The organism is Paenibacillus sp. FSL H7-0737 (assembly GCF_000758545.1).
Taxonomy (GTDB): Bacteria; Bacillota; Bacilli; order Paenibacillales; family Paenibacillaceae; genus Paenibacillus_AQ.
This window is the reverse complement of sequence record NZ_CP009279.1, coordinates 6,280,100-6,295,831: the sequence shown is the minus strand read 5'-3', so window position 1 is coordinate 6,295,831 and position 15,732 is coordinate 6,280,100. Positions and strand designations below refer to the sequence as shown.

11 protein-coding genes are annotated in these 15,732 nt (G+C 46.3%); all 11 read left to right on the top strand.

The annotated features are described in order from the left end of the window. The first annotated feature begins 12 nt into the window (after positions 1-12). The 11 genes from H70737_RS27540 (at position 13) to flgK (ending at position 15,719) form a co-directional block, all read left to right on the top strand. Entirely contained in the window at positions 13-4,053 is a 4,041-nt protein-coding gene (locus tag H70737_RS27540) for an Ig-like domain-containing protein (RefSeq protein ID WP_042192429.1), read from the top strand. Positions 4,054-4,282: 229 nt separating this feature from the next. Beyond that, positions 4,283-7,015, top strand: a complete 2,733-nt coding sequence (locus H70737_RS27535) for a stalk domain-containing protein (RefSeq protein WP_081951226.1) — start codon at positions 4,283-4,285, stop codon at positions 7,013-7,015. Positions 7,016-7,072: 57 nt separating this feature from the next. Beyond that, on the top strand, positions 7,073-8,233 hold the full coding sequence (locus H70737_RS27530; RefSeq protein WP_042192427.1) for a sensor histidine kinase: 1,161 nt from the start codon (positions 7,073-7,075) through the stop codon (positions 8,231-8,233). A gap of 4 nt (positions 8,234-8,237) precedes the next feature. Next, positions 8,238-8,960, top strand: coding sequence for a response regulator (locus H70737_RS27525; RefSeq protein WP_042131342.1), 723 nt, complete (start codon positions 8,238-8,240; stop codon positions 8,958-8,960). A gap of 237 nt (positions 8,961-9,197) precedes the next feature. Next, a complete protein-coding gene (locus H70737_RS27520) occupies positions 9,198-9,644 on the top strand; it encodes a glycosyltransferase family A protein (protein ID WP_042192424.1) in 447 nt (148 codons plus the stop codon). Positions 9,645-9,771: 127 nt separating this feature from the next. After that, positions 9,772-11,787, top strand: a complete 2,016-nt coding sequence (locus H70737_RS31700; protein ID WP_042192421.1) for a helicase-related protein — start codon at positions 9,772-9,774, stop codon at positions 11,785-11,787. After that, positions 11,784-12,602, top strand: a complete 819-nt coding sequence (locus H70737_RS27510; RefSeq protein WP_231573353.1) for a ComFC family protein — start codon at positions 11,784-11,786, stop codon at positions 12,600-12,602. Before H70737_RS31700 ends, H70737_RS27510 begins: the two co-directional genes overlap by 4 nt. Before the next feature lie 168 nt (positions 12,603-12,770). Continuing rightward, entirely contained in the window at positions 12,771-13,181 is a 411-nt protein-coding gene (locus H70737_RS27505) for a TIGR03826 family flagellar region protein (RefSeq protein ID WP_042194629.1), read from the top strand. A gap of 102 nt (positions 13,182-13,283) precedes the next feature. Continuing rightward, entirely contained in the window at positions 13,284-13,568 is a 285-nt protein-coding gene (gene flgM, locus H70737_RS27500) for a flagellar biosynthesis anti-sigma factor FlgM (protein ID WP_042192418.1), read from the top strand. 12 nt (positions 13,569-13,580) lie between these two features. Further along, positions 13,581-14,081, top strand: coding sequence for a flagellar protein FlgN (locus H70737_RS27495; protein ID WP_042192416.1), 501 nt, complete (start codon positions 13,581-13,583; stop codon positions 14,079-14,081). A 54-nt stretch (positions 14,082-14,135) separates the two neighbouring features. Beyond that, positions 14,136-15,719, top strand: a complete 1,584-nt coding sequence (gene flgK, locus H70737_RS27490; RefSeq protein ID WP_042192414.1) for a flagellar hook-associated protein FlgK — start codon at positions 14,136-14,138, stop codon at positions 15,717-15,719. The last annotated feature ends 13 nt before the right edge of the window (positions 15,720-15,732 follow it).

The window sequence follows — 15,732 nt, the reverse complement described above, 5'->3', positions numbered from 1 at the left end:
GTCTATCACGGCATGAAAAGAAAAATTTCAATATGGACGGCAATTTTTCTAGCAGGAGAACTGGTACTTGGAACAGGGTATCCTTCTATCGGAATTGGAATATCGGCAGTACATGCTGCAGCGGAATTTGGCATTAGTGTGTCGCCAGCACCTGGAGCAACCTATGTAAATATCGGGTCATCTCTTAAATTAAGCTTTGATCGTCAAGTAAACCCGCAGGCTGGAGAAATTACCATCACGGGCCAGGGTGATAGTACACCTTTTGTGACGATTCCTATTGGTAGTTATGGTTTAATTGGTAGTTCAAAAGATTACGAGCTTAAGTTAGGGCCAAACCAACAATTCACTCCGAATAAGGCATACACGGTCACAATTCCCAAAGGATTGTTCAAAGATAATGAGGGTAATGAATCAGGACTTACTTCATGGGCATTTACCACCGCTCCTGAGAGTAATACAGCTATCTCGGCAGGCAACTTTTCACCGGCTAATAATGCAAGAGTAGATGCCGGGAGTTTAAAGGAACTTAGTCTGACACTAAATAAGCAGCTGTTAAAAGGTGGGGGTTCTATCCGAATCCTGTCCTCAGCAGATAATACAACAGTGCAAGAGTTCAGAATTAAAGATGATGACAGTAGAGTAAACGTTCAAACTGATGCTAACTCCACTACAGTTAAATTAACATTAGAGAAAGCATTGGCAGCCGGAGGAAATTATTATGTTCTTATTGATGCCTACGCTTTTAAAGATGTTGATAATCGAACGTTTGCTGGTATTTCTAGCGGGAATGTATGGAGTTTCACTACGAAAGGTGTAGCTGAAATTCCGATGACTCCATCACCGGCTAACGGTGCAGGTGGTATATCTACCACAGGGGCGCTACAGCTCACTTTTGACCGTCCAATGATGCCTGCATCAGGTGTAATTACGGTGTCCCCAGGGGCAGCTAACGATGCTAGAACAAGATGGCTTAATGTGAACTCCCCAGCCGTTACTGGAGGAAGCAGCAGAACCATAACATTGAATCCAGCGTCATCAGCCTCACCTCTGCTAAACGGCACACAATATACAGTTACGATCCCCCAGGGTGCTTTTTATGATCAAGATGGAAATGTATTTCCTGCCTCGGGCCCGTACACTTGGACCTTCACAACGGTATCTTTGACTGGACTTGGCGTAAGTGCTTTGAATCCATCTGATCGAAGTGAATCTATTGCTAACAACAGATCCTTTTCGATCGCTTTTAATCGGGATGTGAATTACAACAGTGCAGTGGCCAATGGTGTGGCTCTATATAAAAGCGGAGGATCTCAGGTGCCGGTTAACGTTACTCGGAGTACCACTACAGCTAAAGAATTTATAATCACACCTTCTGTAGCGTTAGATAGTGATTCAACTTATTACATTGATATCGCCAAAGGGGCTTTTGTAGATGCAAGTGATGCTAACGTTCTATATGACGGATTAAGTGGTAAAAATTCATGGAGCTTCAAGACCTTGTCTCTGGACAAAACAGCTCCACAGCTCACATCAGCACAGCTTGAGAATAACCGAACCATTCGTCTGAAATATAATGAATCTCTCAATTCATCCATAGCGCTGTTAACCTCAAGCTTTGGAGTTACGGTGAACGACGAGAATCGAGCGATTGAAAGTGTTTATATTCAGGGAGACAGCGCTTATCTGGTGCTGAGTACAGGAGTAGCAGTTGGGCAGATTGTAAAGGTCAGCTATAATGGCGGACTGCGGACGATTCAGGATCCAAGCGGAAATGCAGCGAGCACTTTTAGCTCTAAACAGATCACGAACTCCATTGAGTCCTCCATGCCGACACCTAAAGACGGGCGAATCACGGGGAGATCTGTAGTATTAAATTTTAACGACACACTTAAATCGGTTTCCTATTACGCTCATAACCAGTTCTCAGTGACTGCAGATGGAAGCTCACTTGGGGTCAACTCGATCAGTTCCAGTGGCAATACAGTATATTTAACATTGGGCAGTGAAGCATCAAATGGACAGAACGTTCGGGTGTCCTACTATGCAGGTTCGTATCCTTTGCTGAATTCTTATGGACAAAATATTGCGGACTTTACTGATTTCAATATCCGTAACAGTAACGATACGATTGCGCCAGTGTTTCAAAGTGCAACCGGAGGCGGCACTAAAATCATTTTGAATTATAATGAAGGCTTGTCTACAACCAATCTCCCACTGAATAGCCAATTCTCTGTGTTAGTGGGCAGCACGCCTAATTATGTAACTAATGTATCGGTCAGCGGCACTCAGGTCACTTTGACGCTTCAGACAGCGCTGACGGTGAATCAGAATGTGACTATATCTTATGTGCCGGGTTCTGCCGGGGTGAGCGATTTGAATGGAAACCGAGCGGCGTATATTAACCTGCAGCCTGTATCCATCTCAGAAAACAGCGGCACTACTATACCTGAGATTAATTCAGCGACCGTTTCAGGTGACGAGTTAACCGTTACTTTTGCAAAGAATATGCAGGCATCCGGTTCCCTCTACGCGAATCAGTTTGGAGTTCGAGCAGATGGCAGCAGCTTGGGGGTGCAATCCTACTATATCTCAGGCAATATTCTGAAAATAACGTTATCCTCGGTTGTGAAGACCGGTCAAACAGTGGACCTGTCCTATATGTCTGGTACCGGAACGATTAAGGATTTGAGTGGGAATACACTATCCTCATTCTCAGCTTTATCAGTTCAGAATCTAACTGGCGTGACCACTGGATCTGGAAATCGTCCATCCTACCTAGGAACACTTGCAACGAGTGAGTTTGGAAAAGAGTATGCACTATTAAAGAGCGATTCCTCGCAAATTGTGGATGACCGTTCTGTATATAATCAATCGGTAAAAAGATATACTTTAAACGCAGATCGAATAGCTGCCAGTTATGAATATCTGTATAAGATGAATAATGATGTATTGGCTTTTGAGGTTCCTTCCACGGAGCAAGCAGCTTTTGTAACTGCTCCGCTAAAACCATTACTAGACGCGGTGAACCGTAATAAAAATACTAAGTTCATGATTCGTCATGGAGACAACCTATTTAGCGTAGGGCTTGATGATATTGATATGAATGGGCTGGCGAGCAGCCTAATCTCGGACAGTAAAAATATCTCGCTCGTGTTCCGCTTGGATAAAGTTCCAGCAGGTACATTTACACCTTTTGAGCAAAAGCTACAGACGATGGGTATGCGAACTATTACTAGTCTTATGGATGTCCGGGTGACGGCGATCGTTAGTGGTAATTATTCGAATGCCAAGGCACTGACTGTACCAGGAGAATATACCGTACGTACTACTTCTTCATTAAATAGTGCGCAGACATCTGCGGCCAGATTGGACCTTTCCTACTACGATGCGGCTTATCTACCTACAAAGGTCAGTACGGTCGGTAACTATACGGTTATCCGTGCTCGTACCGCTGGTAATCAGATTTTAGGGACTTTCTTGTCCACCAGAGCCTTCACGGATATGGGTAAGCATTGGAGTAATGCAATCGTAGCTGAGCTTAACGCAAAGAATATTATTGATAACAGCTACGGTAGTGCGTTTAATCCGGAGAAAAAAATTACCCGTGCTGAGTTTGCTATAATGCTCAGTCGAGGTCTAGGCTTGCTAGGAGATCGTGAGACCGCACAACGTTTCCGGGATGTGCAGCCTTCTACACAAACTGGAGACTACATTGGCGCAGCGGCTAAAGCTGGAATTATTACAGGGAACACGGATGGTACTTTCCGTCCGAATGATAATATAACACGCGAGCAGATGGCGATCATGATGATCCGTGCGATGGAATATACCAATCATCCTATTACACTAAGCGGTACTTCTGCCTCAACGCTTGCAAAATTCAAGGATAAGTCGAAGATTCAGAATCAAAGTGCTGAGTTCGTCGCCAAGGCAGTGCAATCAGGGATAATTTTGGGCATGACAGCAAGTGAGTTCCAGCCTCAGGGCAATGCCACCCGTGCTCAAGCTGCCGTGATGCTGCAGCGGATGTTGAAACAGGCAGATTACCTGTAAACAACTCTTGTAAACAAAGAATTAATTGGTAAAGTCCGGTAATTATGCCGGGCTTTTTTTTGTCGTCTAATTATGACAATTTCGACTCTATAAAGCTTGAAATCTCTCAATTTCGCAACTTTTTGGCTTATTTTCAGTCTATTAAAAGAGTACTAGAAAAATAGGAACCAGTTTCCAGACATTGATATGGACTGATAGAGTACAAAAGAGATGGGAGAGTTACGTTGAAATGAATGAAGTTTTCATGGAGAAGAAGAGTAGCGAGGTTGTACGGGGAATAAGATTATCTTCCACTAAAAAGTGGATTGCTGCTTCATTGGCTGGTGTGTTATGGATTATGCCGGTAATCGGCAGTGAAGGTATGATGCTTTTGGGTCAGGGATCTGCACCAATTGCGGCAGCAGCTACAGCTCCTTTTAAGGTAAGTAAGCTGGGAGAAGAAGTAATTACTTCGGGCGCCATTATGATGAAATATAAATATACTACTACACGTTCTGGGGCGAGTGCTTCTGGTCTAGCGGATGTTATTCGAGTAGATCTTAACAATCCATATGTTTCTTTAGATGTAATGACTGGTAAAGGTGGAAACCTGACTACGCGGCAAAGTACTGGCGGGATGGCCAAGGAAACGGGAGCCGTGGCCGCAGTAAATGGCGATTATTTTAATACAGGTGGAGAAGGTGCTCCGATCGGTGGACAAGTATCAGGTGGAGTACTGGTGTCTACACCTTCACAATTGGATGGAATGTATGCCTTTGCAGTGACAAAAGATCGCAAACCTATTATTGACGAGTACAGCTTTGAGGGGATGGTAACCGCACCAGATGGCGCACAGTTTGAGATCTCCGGTATCAATAAAGGCGCTTATAGCCCTGAAGGCGGAAGCTCGACTTATAGTCATGCTAATGCTATGTATATTTACACAGATGTATGGACTGCACTTGATCGTCCTAAAAATAGCTCCACCACTCCAACTGAGGTACTTGTTGAGAATGGTATAGTTACTCAAATCTCTGAAAATGCTGCACTTCCTATGGCGGTTCCAAAGGGAGCTTATATTTTGCGGGCACATGGCTTAGCCGCACGATATGTTACTGCCCATTTGACGGTAGGACAACCTGTAACAAGTGTGTATTCCCTGAAATCTAAGACTACACAGCAATCGTTAGATCCTGCGAATCTGGAAACAATGATTGGCGGACATACGATTCTAGTAAATAACGGAAAAGCAGCAACGTTCTCTCGTTCTACTAGCAGCATTGGAGGCTATCGTGCACGCACGGCTTTAGGATATTCCCAAGACGGACGTTATGTATATATAATTGCTGCTGAGAAAAATGGTAATAGTTCAGGGATGTCTCTAACCGAACTGCAATCATTTATGACGAATATTGGAGTCTGGAAAGGTCTTAATCTCGATGGAGGCGGCTCTACAACGATGGTAGACCGGCCCCTCGGTGAAACCGCTACTACACTCACTTTTAATACAGAGTATGGCACAGAGCAACGTAGCATCGTTAACGGGCTTGGTGTCTACACTAACGCACCGCAAGGTGAAGTGAAAGGAATCAAAATTAGCGGAAGTTCCGCACTGCTGGTTGGACAAAAGGCAACGTATTCTTTAAAAGGTTATGACACTTACTACAACCCTATTGATGTAGCAGCGGGTAATCCTACTTGGGTATCAAGCGGCGGAAGCGCAACGGTAAGTGCAGGTGAAGTAACGGCAGTGAAGCCAGGTACCGTTACCTTAACGGCTAAAAGCGGTTCTGCAAGCGCCTCTACAACTGTTACAGTTTTGGGTGGTAATGATCTTTCCAGTATGAGTGTAGGTACAGCTACAGCGCCACTGACAGCCGGAACTACTGTGTCTGTCCCTGTTACAGCGGCAACGAAAAGTGGAACGACTATCAATGTTCCGGATTCCGCACTGAAGTGGGAGTTTGTAGGTTTTAAGGGAGCCGTGAAAGATGGCAAGCTTACTGTAAACACCGTTGATGCAGGGGTTACTACGGGTTATGCTATTGCCCGTTATGATGGATTTAGTGCAGTGGTTGTATTATCAACAGCAGCAGCTACAACATGGGAAGATTTCGAGAAAGTAAGCTATCCAATCGACTTTACTACTAATGTTCCAGCGGTACAGGGTACTGCAACGATAGTGGATGGAACGGCTGAAAGAGTAGGCTCCAAGGTTCTGTCACTCAGTTATGATATGACAGCTGGTAGCGGCAAAATGTATGCTTATGCTCAGCTTAATGGTACAAGCGGTAAAACAGTTCCAGCGCTTGCAACTTCGATGTCGGTTGATGTGATGGGCGATATGAGCTTGAATTGGCTGCGTGCTGAATTTGTAGACAACAGTGGAGCTACAGCTTATGTGGATCTTGCGAAGATCATCGATTGGAATGGTTGGAAGAACATTAACATTGACTTGTCAGGCTCAGGCATTAAATTCCCAGCAACACTGAAGAGACTCTATGTTGTTAACGTAGAGGAAGGCCAAGATGAACGGGCGAAGACGGGTACAGTTGCCGTTGATAATATCAAGTTTACAATGCCATCGCTTTCTAGTGATGCAGGCTTACCGAAAGGTACGGCTTCCATGAGCATTGGTTCGAAAGCAATGACTGTAAACGGAACAAAGAAAGCTATTGATGTAGCTCCAATTGTAAAAGACGGCAGTACTTATGTGCCAATTCGGTATGTCCTTGATGCTTTCGGAGGCAGCGCTACTTGGGATCAGGTGAATAAGAAGATCATGGTATTACGCGGAGCCAAGGCACTGGATCTTACTGTAAATAAAAAAGAATATCTGCTGAACGGTAAACGTCAGAGTGCTGAAGTAGCACCAATCATTTTACAAGGTAGGACTTTAGTACCGTTAAGACTAGTTTCTGAACAGCTAGGATTAACTGTAAAATGGGAACAGAAAACGAAGACCGTAACTATCGAATCGTGATATGTTAATATAAAGGAAAACCTTTAAAACGATTCGATAGAAAAGGGGCAAGCATCCGTGGAATTTCAAACCGATGCGATTGATCGCGTCATTAAAAATACCATCGACGTGATGGAGAGCAGCAAGTATCAGATTTTTGAAATATTGCAGGTTGCGCGTGATGAACTTGCTGCACTCAACAAAGAACTGCAGCGGGTCATGGACGAAACGGATGAGACATTGAAAAAAGTAGACAAGCTGGAGCTGCAGTATCATCGCTCCAGAATCCGGCTGACAGAGGTCAGCCGGGACTTTGTCCGCTACTCGGAGAAGGATATCCGTATTGCCTATGAGAAGGCTACGGAGCTACAGCTCGAACTCATGATGACGCGTGAGCGAGAGGTCTATCTTCGATCAAGACGTGATGAATTACAAATGCGAGTGCGCAGTGTCGAAAATTCTGTAGAGCGCGCAGAGTCAATTGGTTCGCAAATGAGCGTAGTGCTCGAATATTTGTCGGGAGAACTAGGTCAGGTGACGAGAATTGTCGAATCTGCGAAGAACAGACAGATGATAGGACTCAAGATAATCCTGGCTCAAGAGGAAGAACGGAAGAGAATTGCCCGGGAAATTCATGATGGTCCTGCTCAAATGCTGGCGAATCTAGTCCTTAGGACGGAAATTGTAGAAAGAATGCTGGTAAAGCAGGAATTTGGGTTGGTGCAGGACGAAGTAATAGATTTGAAAGGACAGGTTCGATACAGCCTGGAAGAAATGCGTAAGGTCATCTTTAATTTACGACCGATGGCTCTCGATGATTTGGGATTAATTCCGACTTTGCGGAAATATGTGCATGATTTTGAGGAGAAGACGAAGCTGAGGACGACCTTGGAAACCAGAGGTCAGGAACATCGACTATCTTCAGCCATGGAGGCAGCGGTATACCGATTGGTCCAGGAAGCTTTGTCTAATGCAGCTAAACATGCCTACCCGAGTTTCGTATTGGTAGAGATTACTTACCAAGCGCAGTTAATTAAGATTGTGATCAAGGATAATGGATTAGGTTTTAATGTGCAGAAATTAAAAAATCCGCAGGGCAATCGTGAAAGCTTCGGGCTAGTAGGTATGCGGGAACGTGTAGAGCTGCTTGAAGGCAGAATGGAAATCATATCAGCCGAGAATCAGGGGACAACAATCGTGATCCACATTCCGACGAACGTGGAGAAAGGGAAGGAGTAATGTGATGGAGAACTTAAACTCTACTAAAACGCCCATTAAAGTTCTTTTGGCGGATGATCATCAGCTTTTTCGTGAAGGGCTGAAACGTATTTTGAATATGGAGGAGGATATCGAAGTCATTGGTGAATGTGGTGACGGTATCCAGGTATTAGAGTTCTGTAACGGAACTAAACCAGACATCGTACTGATGGATATTAATATGCCTATTGAGAATGGCGTGGAGGCCACTCAAAAACTGCGGGAAATGTTCCCAGAGGTTAAGGTAATTATTTTATCGATTCATGATGATGAGAGTTATGTGTTTGAAACCCTTCGTAAGGGTGCCAATGGTTATTTATTGAAGGATATGGAGGCTGAATCCCTTATTAATGCGATCCGTTCGGTCTGTGAGGGACACGCTTTTATTCATCCAAAGGTTACCGGAAAGCTAATCAATCAATTGCGGCGCATGACTTACCTTAATGAGACTGGAGTAGCTGCTGATACGGTAGTGAAGGAAGCCGGAGTTAAGTTTGTGGCCGGTGATAACAATCCTCTAACACGTCGTGAAGCAGAAGTACTGCGGCTGATGGCGGAAGGTAAGAGTAATAAAATGATCGGTGAGTATTTGTTTATTAGTGAAAAAACGGTCAAAAACCATGTTAGCAGTATTTTGCAAAAAATGGAAGTTGATGATCGTACGCAAGCAGTAATCAACTCCATCAAGTATGGATGGGTAACTTTATAAAAATTTTTACAGATTTACGGTACATATAGGAATGAAATCAAGGAGAGCACAGCTTGTTCCTTTAAAATATAAGAAAGTATAAGTTTCACACTATACTTTATGTCTTATATTTCTCGCTTAAACGCTTACCGTCCTCGCAAGGACGCCGAAGGCGTTTATGCTTGATAGGAACTCTGGGCAGTCACCGACCTTTTAAAGCCGGCATATAGTGTTGGTATACAGAGGAGGTGCATCTCCATGGTAGCCCAGTTGATATGGATTGCGGCTGTTTATGTATCCGCTGCAGTGATTATTCATATGCTGCATAATCGGCAGAAGGTGCGGCAGACACCGCAGTCCGTGAAATGGATTCATTATATTTTGATTACTCGCAATCATGCATCTGTTGTGGAATGGTACATTCGGGCGCTGACATTTCAAGCATTTTTAACCGGAAAACGATTTCGAGTAACGTTCATGGATGATGGCTCGAGCGATGGAACCCTTGGAATTGTTTCCAGGCTGGCTGATAGTGGCTGCTCTATCGATCTTGCAACATCTATGTACACTTTTCAGGTGAGTAAAGAAGAGTTGCAGCAACAAGGGATTGTGGTAGACTTGCGGTTGTCAGGGCAGTCTGTTTCGTTGCCTTTTATGGGGATGGCAGGAAGTAGGGGATGCGAATCAAAGCGCGACAGATTTTAAGTGAATATGTGAGTAACGGGTGAAGCACACTCTCCAAGAAATGGAGGAGTGTGCTTTTTGCGTTAGAGGCTGGGAAAGTGGTGTGGGCAAGAGTGATTAATGGTGAGACTTAAAGGAGGCCGATTTTATGCGAGCTGCTGTATATGCCTTGGAATGTAGGGGGATCTGGAGTGTTTGGATTTCTTTAGATCTTACAGTAGATAGATGGTGGTGGTCTGGCGCTGGGCTGGAGAGTCAAGGTAGAGGCTTAGTAACGGAGGACAAGCTGGTTTTATTATCTCCTGCGCTGCCGCTGGGGTGGGCGGTGAAGTTGCGCGATCGTTTTAAACAAAGAGACGGGATGAGGAACTGGGGGGCTAAGGAGTGGGGTCAATACGTAAGCAGTGTTCTTGAGCCTGAGTTGAAGGAGGAAAGGGAAGCAGGAGGGAAAGGCGAGGAAGAGTTGCTTAGTGAGAGGGTGTCGCTATGGCGACTTTCTGGGCAAAGAGAGATATTTATAGAACAGTCTAGGGAGAACAATGATTGCAGAAGTTACAGTAGAGGAAATGATCTCGATTATGCTTTGCTTGAATCGGAGGTAGAACAACTCGTACATGCGGTGGCCGGCCGCTCTTTACTGCAGCCGGAAATAGAAACGCTGCTGGCAGAGAGGTTGCCAGAGCTGACAGGTCGTTGGCGCCAGGCGGCACAACTGGCGCATTTGCAGGGGCGGCTTACGTTTTCGGCCGCCGTTGGTAGTCACGCCCCGGCTGCGCACGGGGCGTGGGCCCGCCAGCTCCCTGCGGGTGCTGGCGCTCTGGCGTGTGCGGCGGCTAAGCTGCCGCACGTATTGTGGCGCGGCGCTGTCGCCCGCCGCGCGGTTTCGCGCTGCCTGCGCTGCGGCAGCGCTCCCACCGGCCGCACGGCATGCGCCGCGTGCGGCCTTATGGGCTGCGCCTATTGCGAGGCCTGCCTCGCACTTGGGCGCAGCCGGGCTTGCGCGCTGCTGCTGCGCAGCGCAGCGCTTCCGGCCGTGCGGTGCACGGCCGCCCTTGACCCCACCGCGGCCGCAGGCCGGTGGGGACTCAGCTCAGCGCAGGCGGGAGCCGCTGGCGCTGCGCTGGGTTTTCTGGCGGAGCGGCGTGAGCGCTCCGCCAATTCGTGCCCAGAGCGGTTTCTGCTCTGGGCGGTGACGGGAGCCGGGAAGACGGAGATGATCTTCCCGCTCCTAGAGGCCGTGCTCGCCGCCGGTGGGCGGGCGCTCGTAGCGACGCCGCGACGCGACGTCGTACTCGAGCTCGCTCCGCGGCTCGCCAAAGCTTTCCCGGCGGAGACTCTCGCCGTGCTTTACGGCGGCAGCGCAGAACGCTGGGTGAGTGGTCGCTTAACGCTCGCGACCACCCATCAGCTGCTGCGCTTCCATCGAGGCTTTGATCTCGTTATCATAGACGAGCTTGATGCGTACCCCTACCATAATGATCCTATGCTGGCTTATGCCGCAGAACAAGCCTGTAAGGTAGACGGCTTTTTTATCTACTTATCAGCCACACCACCGCAAGAAATGCAGCGGTTGGTACGCTCAGGCAGACTTCCACATGCCAGAGTGCCTGTCCGCTTCCATTGTCATCCTTTGCCTGTGCCGCAGCACCTGAGTATGATATCCATTCAAACATGCCTAAAGCGTGGGAACTTACCTAGATCGATCATACATACGCTTCGTAGGTCGCTCGAGCGCGAGGCGCAAATCTTTTGTTTTGTGTCGCGTATTGCACATATTGAAGGATTACTGGTTCTGCTTCGTCGGAGCTTTCCCGGCGTAGTCATCGAAGGTACCTCCTCCAAAGATCCCTTCCGGGCAGAGAAGGTAACTGCTTTCCGTAGCCGCGCTATCTCCCTATTAGTAACGACTACGATTCTGGAACGAGGAGTTACAGTGCCTCGTAGCGATGTATTTATTTTGGATGCGGACAGCGATCTTTTTGACGAAGCCTCCTTGGTTCAGATGGCCGGTCGTGCCGGGCGATCTAAGGATGATCCTGCTGGGCGTGTTGTATTTGCCTCTCCCCAGTGGACCCGATCACAGCGTGGAGCGATTTCCCAGATCCGTACTATGAACATCATCGCTCGCCGCAAAGGATATATCAGTAAGGATGTGTCGAGATGAATTCTCTGTTCTCATGGTTAACTAAATCTCAGGCACTCTTGTCCTCTTCCGTAACTCCATGCTTAACTTGCGGCAAGCGCAACCCTGGATCCTCGCAATTTCCTGGAGTTTGCAGGAATTGCGTAGAATCCATTCCTTGGATACGTTCCCCACGCTGCTTGAATTGTGGTCGGCATGTGGGCTGTCCTGACTGTACCCGCAGTAGTGAACCGTCTCCGATTATTTGTAATCGAAGTGCAGTGGCTTACACTAGTGTTATGCGAGAATGGTTGGGTCAGTATAAATATCGCGGGAATGAACGGTATGCCCCTTTACTTGGCCTCATGCTGGATAGAGCCTATCTAACCCTAAAAAAAGAGAAGCAGAGCGCTCTTTTATCCCGAAAACCATCCATCATCCATCGTTCTTGGTCTGCTGATTTGTTAGTGCCAGTGCCTGTCAGTGATTCCCGGCTTATGGAGCGAGGATTTAATCAAGCGGAAAGATTGGCGGATGTGCTGTCTAGACGTAGAAAGGTCCCACAGCTTCCGCTGCTAATCCGTACACATCATACGGGAAAACAGAGTTTTAAGAGCCGAGCGGAACGACTAACGGATATGAAGCACGCTTTTGCGGAGAATCCGGCAGTAACAACACAATTTGCGGATTGGATGAATAGTGAGGTATCTCTAAATCGTCCTCTTCGGATTATTATTGTTGATGATATTTATACAACGGGTAGTACCATTCGTGCGTGCGCTGAGATCATACAACAAATGGGTGCAGATCATGGTTATACGGTAGAGGTGTATAGCCTAACTTGGGCACGTTCCTGAGGAGAGCGAAATGCATCATTGTGAACAGCCCATTCACTTTTTGAAGAGATCCATGCCCGTAATAGCGTTTCTTCCGTCCCATAGACGAATTCTTTGCAATCATGTAATCTAGGAGCATAAGGATATTATGCGTTGTACAGAATGTACGGAGAGGAGCGGCTGCTTGTTATGAATCTAGACAATTGTCCAAGGTGCGGCCGGTTGTTTGTTAAGAATCTTATGGGGTTGTGCCAGCCCTGCATCAAAGAGCTGGAGCATGAATATGAGATCTGCGTGGATTATTTGCGGGAGAACAAAGGAACCAACATTCAAGAGCTGTCCGATGCTACGGGAATTTCGATAAAGGAGATCACCCGCTTTATTCGAGAGGGCCGGATATCTATAGCAAATGCTCCTAATATGATGTATCCCTGCGAGGTATGTGGAACGCTGATTCGCGATGGGCATATGTGTGATAGTTGTCGTACTCGGCTCAGGAAGGATCTCTCCAATGCTGCAAAGGAAAGTGCTGCTGAGGATACTACCAAAAAGACAACAGACGGTGCATATCGTGCAATAGACAAATTGCGTGGCCTATAAAATCTGCAAAAAAACGTTTGCAGCTATAAAGTATGTTTCAGTCTACGCCGATAAACTTAGTAAAGATTATCGGCTTTTTTATATTAGAAGGAAGGTGAAGTTATGAAAATTAACGAGACCGGACGAATTAACGCGATGAATCCGTATCAACGCAGCGCGGATGCGCAAAGGCAGGAACAAATGAAGAAAAGTTCACGCAAGGATGAGGTTTCGATCTCTGATGAAGCAATTCAGCTCTTGCAAGCACAGAATTCTGGTAATGATGCTGAACGTGCGCTTAAGATCGACAGTTTGAAGCAACAGGTCTCCGCAGGTACCTATCAAGTAGATGCAGCTAAGCTAGCAGAGAAACTCGCCCCTTACTTTAAGCAATCCTCCGAGAATTAGGTGAAACCATCCATGGCATTGACGACATTAATAGAACTATTGGAGCGGCTGGACGAAGTGCATAACCAAATGCTGGAGCTGGCCGCTGAGAAAAAACAGACGATTATGGACAACAAGGTGGATGCCTTAATCGACATCCTGAACCGTGAGTCCAAGCTAATGAAGCTGATTGGGCAGCTCGAGGAACAGCGAATCGCGGCAGCGTATACCGTTCTACAAGGCGTAGGTATTCGTTCCAACCTGAACCTGAACCTAACTGAGCTGTCCAGACTTATATTTGACCCTGAAGACAAGGCACGACTGCTGCATATTCAGCAGAAGCTTTCTGGCACTTTGCACCGCTTGAAAGAAGCAAATGAGCTAAATCAGAAGCTGATAGAGCAGTCGCTTACTTTTATAGATTATTCTTTGGATCTGCTGGTCGGAAGACCGAATCAGGATATCACTTATCATCGTCCGTCCGATAAGGGCAATGGCGTAAATCGGTCGGGGATTTTTGATGCACGAGGCTAGAATTGTACTGATGAAGTGTTCTGTCAGAGCAGAACATAAGGAGGAGTAAGTAGCATGACATCCACATTTCACTCGATAGAGACGGCGAGACGCAGCCTTTTTACTCAGACCGCAGCTCTTAATACGACTGGACACAATATCGCAAATGCGAATACCGAGGGTTATACTCGTCAACGTGTAAATATGAAGGCTGCTTTACCTATTGAAGCGTACGGATTTAATAAATCTACCGTTCCTGGTCAAATGGGTACAGGGGTGGAATTCTCATCTATCGATCGGATTCGGGAAATGTTTCTGGATGATCAGTACCGTGGTGAGAATTCTGCATTTGGTAACTGGAAACTTCAAGCAGATACCCTCTCTAAACTAGAAGCGATTGTTAACGAACCATCGGATACAGGTATTCGTACAGTTCTAGATAACTTCTGGAAATCATGGTCTGACCTTAGTAAGAACCCTGAAGATCCTACTGCTCGTAAGATTGTAGTACAAACTGCACAATCTTTGACTGATGCCATGAATTATATGAGCACGCAATTAGATAATCTTGATCGGGATCTAACTACTAATATTGAGGTTAAAGCAAAAGAGGCTCAGGGTTACCTGACCGCTATCGCAGACTTGAATAAATCGATCTATAAGATCGAAGGTATGGGCGATCAGGCCAATGATTTACGCGATCAACGCGATCTGATGGCAGACAAGCTATCCAAGATTGCTAATATTACCGTTGTAGAGACGGAAGCTGGTTATAACGTTTCACTGGGTGGACAACCACTGGTAGAGGGTGGAGAAGTTACTGCAACCGTAGATAGTGCATTTCTTAATAATGCTTATGCCGCTGGAACTTTGAAGGGCGGCGAGGCTTACGGAATGATTTTCTCCAAAAATACTTATGTTACTGACTACAAGAAACAACTCAACGATATGGCTAGTACGATTGCTACTGGTGACGTTGAAATTACAATACCGGCAGGTTCTAATCTTCCTGAGGGTACCATGTTAACTAATGATGCTAAGATTACTCAAGCAGATGGCACCGTAGTTACTTTGGCCGCTGGACAGGCAATGCCAAAGGGAGCATCGATGTATGAGGACGCTAAGACCATTGTCAAAGGCTTGAACGGACTCCATAAATTAGGTTATGCGATGGATGGAAGCTCCGGTCGTGATTTCTTTGTAACCTCTGGTGACGCTGGAACGATCAAGTTGAATCCGGAAATTGCTGCGGATGTTAGTTTATTCGCAACCTCACTACGTACTACTGTAGATGCAGCTGGCAACACGCAGGTTGTTAAAGGCAATAACACCTTGGCTCTTTTATTGACGAACCTCAAGGATAGTAAATTCACTACGCCGGACGGTAAAGTTAGCAATACTGTGGGTGGGCTTCTAGGCTCTATGGTTGGCCAATTGGGTATTCAATCGCAGGAGGCAGCGCGTCAAACTGATAACTCAGATTATCTGGTAGAGCAGGTTAACTCCCGTCGTCAATCTGTCAGTGGCGTTTCACTGGATGAAGAAATGTCGAATATGCTCGTGTTCCAGCATGCTTATAGTGCTGCTGCGCGTTTTATGACTACTTTTGATGAACTGCTCGACAAATTGATTAATTCCACCGGCACAGTCGGCAGATAAAAGGAGATATAGC

Excerpts from the sequence above, each read along its gene's own strand:
- H70737_RS27540 (WP_042192429.1), top strand. The coding sequence starts at position 13 with ATGAAAAGAAAAATTTCAATATGGACGGCAATTTTTCTAGCAGGAGAA.
- H70737_RS27535 (WP_081951226.1), top strand. The coding sequence starts at position 4,283 with ATGAATGAAGTTTTCATGGAGAAGAAGAGTAGCGAGGTTGTACGGGGA.
- H70737_RS27525 (WP_042131342.1), top strand. The coding sequence starts at position 8,238 with ATGGAGAACTTAAACTCTACTAAAACGCCCATTAAAGTTCTTTTGGCG.
- H70737_RS27520 (WP_042192424.1), top strand. The coding sequence starts at position 9,198 with ATGGTAGCCCAGTTGATATGGATTGCGGCTGTTTATGTATCCGCTGCA.
- H70737_RS31700 (WP_042192421.1), top strand. The coding sequence starts at position 9,772 with ATGCGAGCTGCTGTATATGCCTTGGAATGTAGGGGGATCTGGAGTGTT.
- H70737_RS27510 (WP_231573353.1), top strand. The coding sequence starts at position 11,784 with ATGAATTCTCTGTTCTCATGGTTAACTAAATCTCAGGCACTCTTGTCC.
- H70737_RS27505 (WP_042194629.1), top strand. The coding sequence starts at position 12,771 with ATGAATCTAGACAATTGTCCAAGGTGCGGCCGGTTGTTTGTTAAGAAT.
- flgM (WP_042192418.1), top strand. The coding sequence starts at position 13,284 with ATGAAAATTAACGAGACCGGACGAATTAACGCGATGAATCCGTATCAA.
- H70737_RS27495 (WP_042192416.1), top strand. The coding sequence starts at position 13,581 with ATGGCATTGACGACATTAATAGAACTATTGGAGCGGCTGGACGAAGTG.
- flgK (WP_042192414.1), top strand. The coding sequence starts at position 14,136 with ATGACATCCACATTTCACTCGATAGAGACGGCGAGACGCAGCCTTTTT.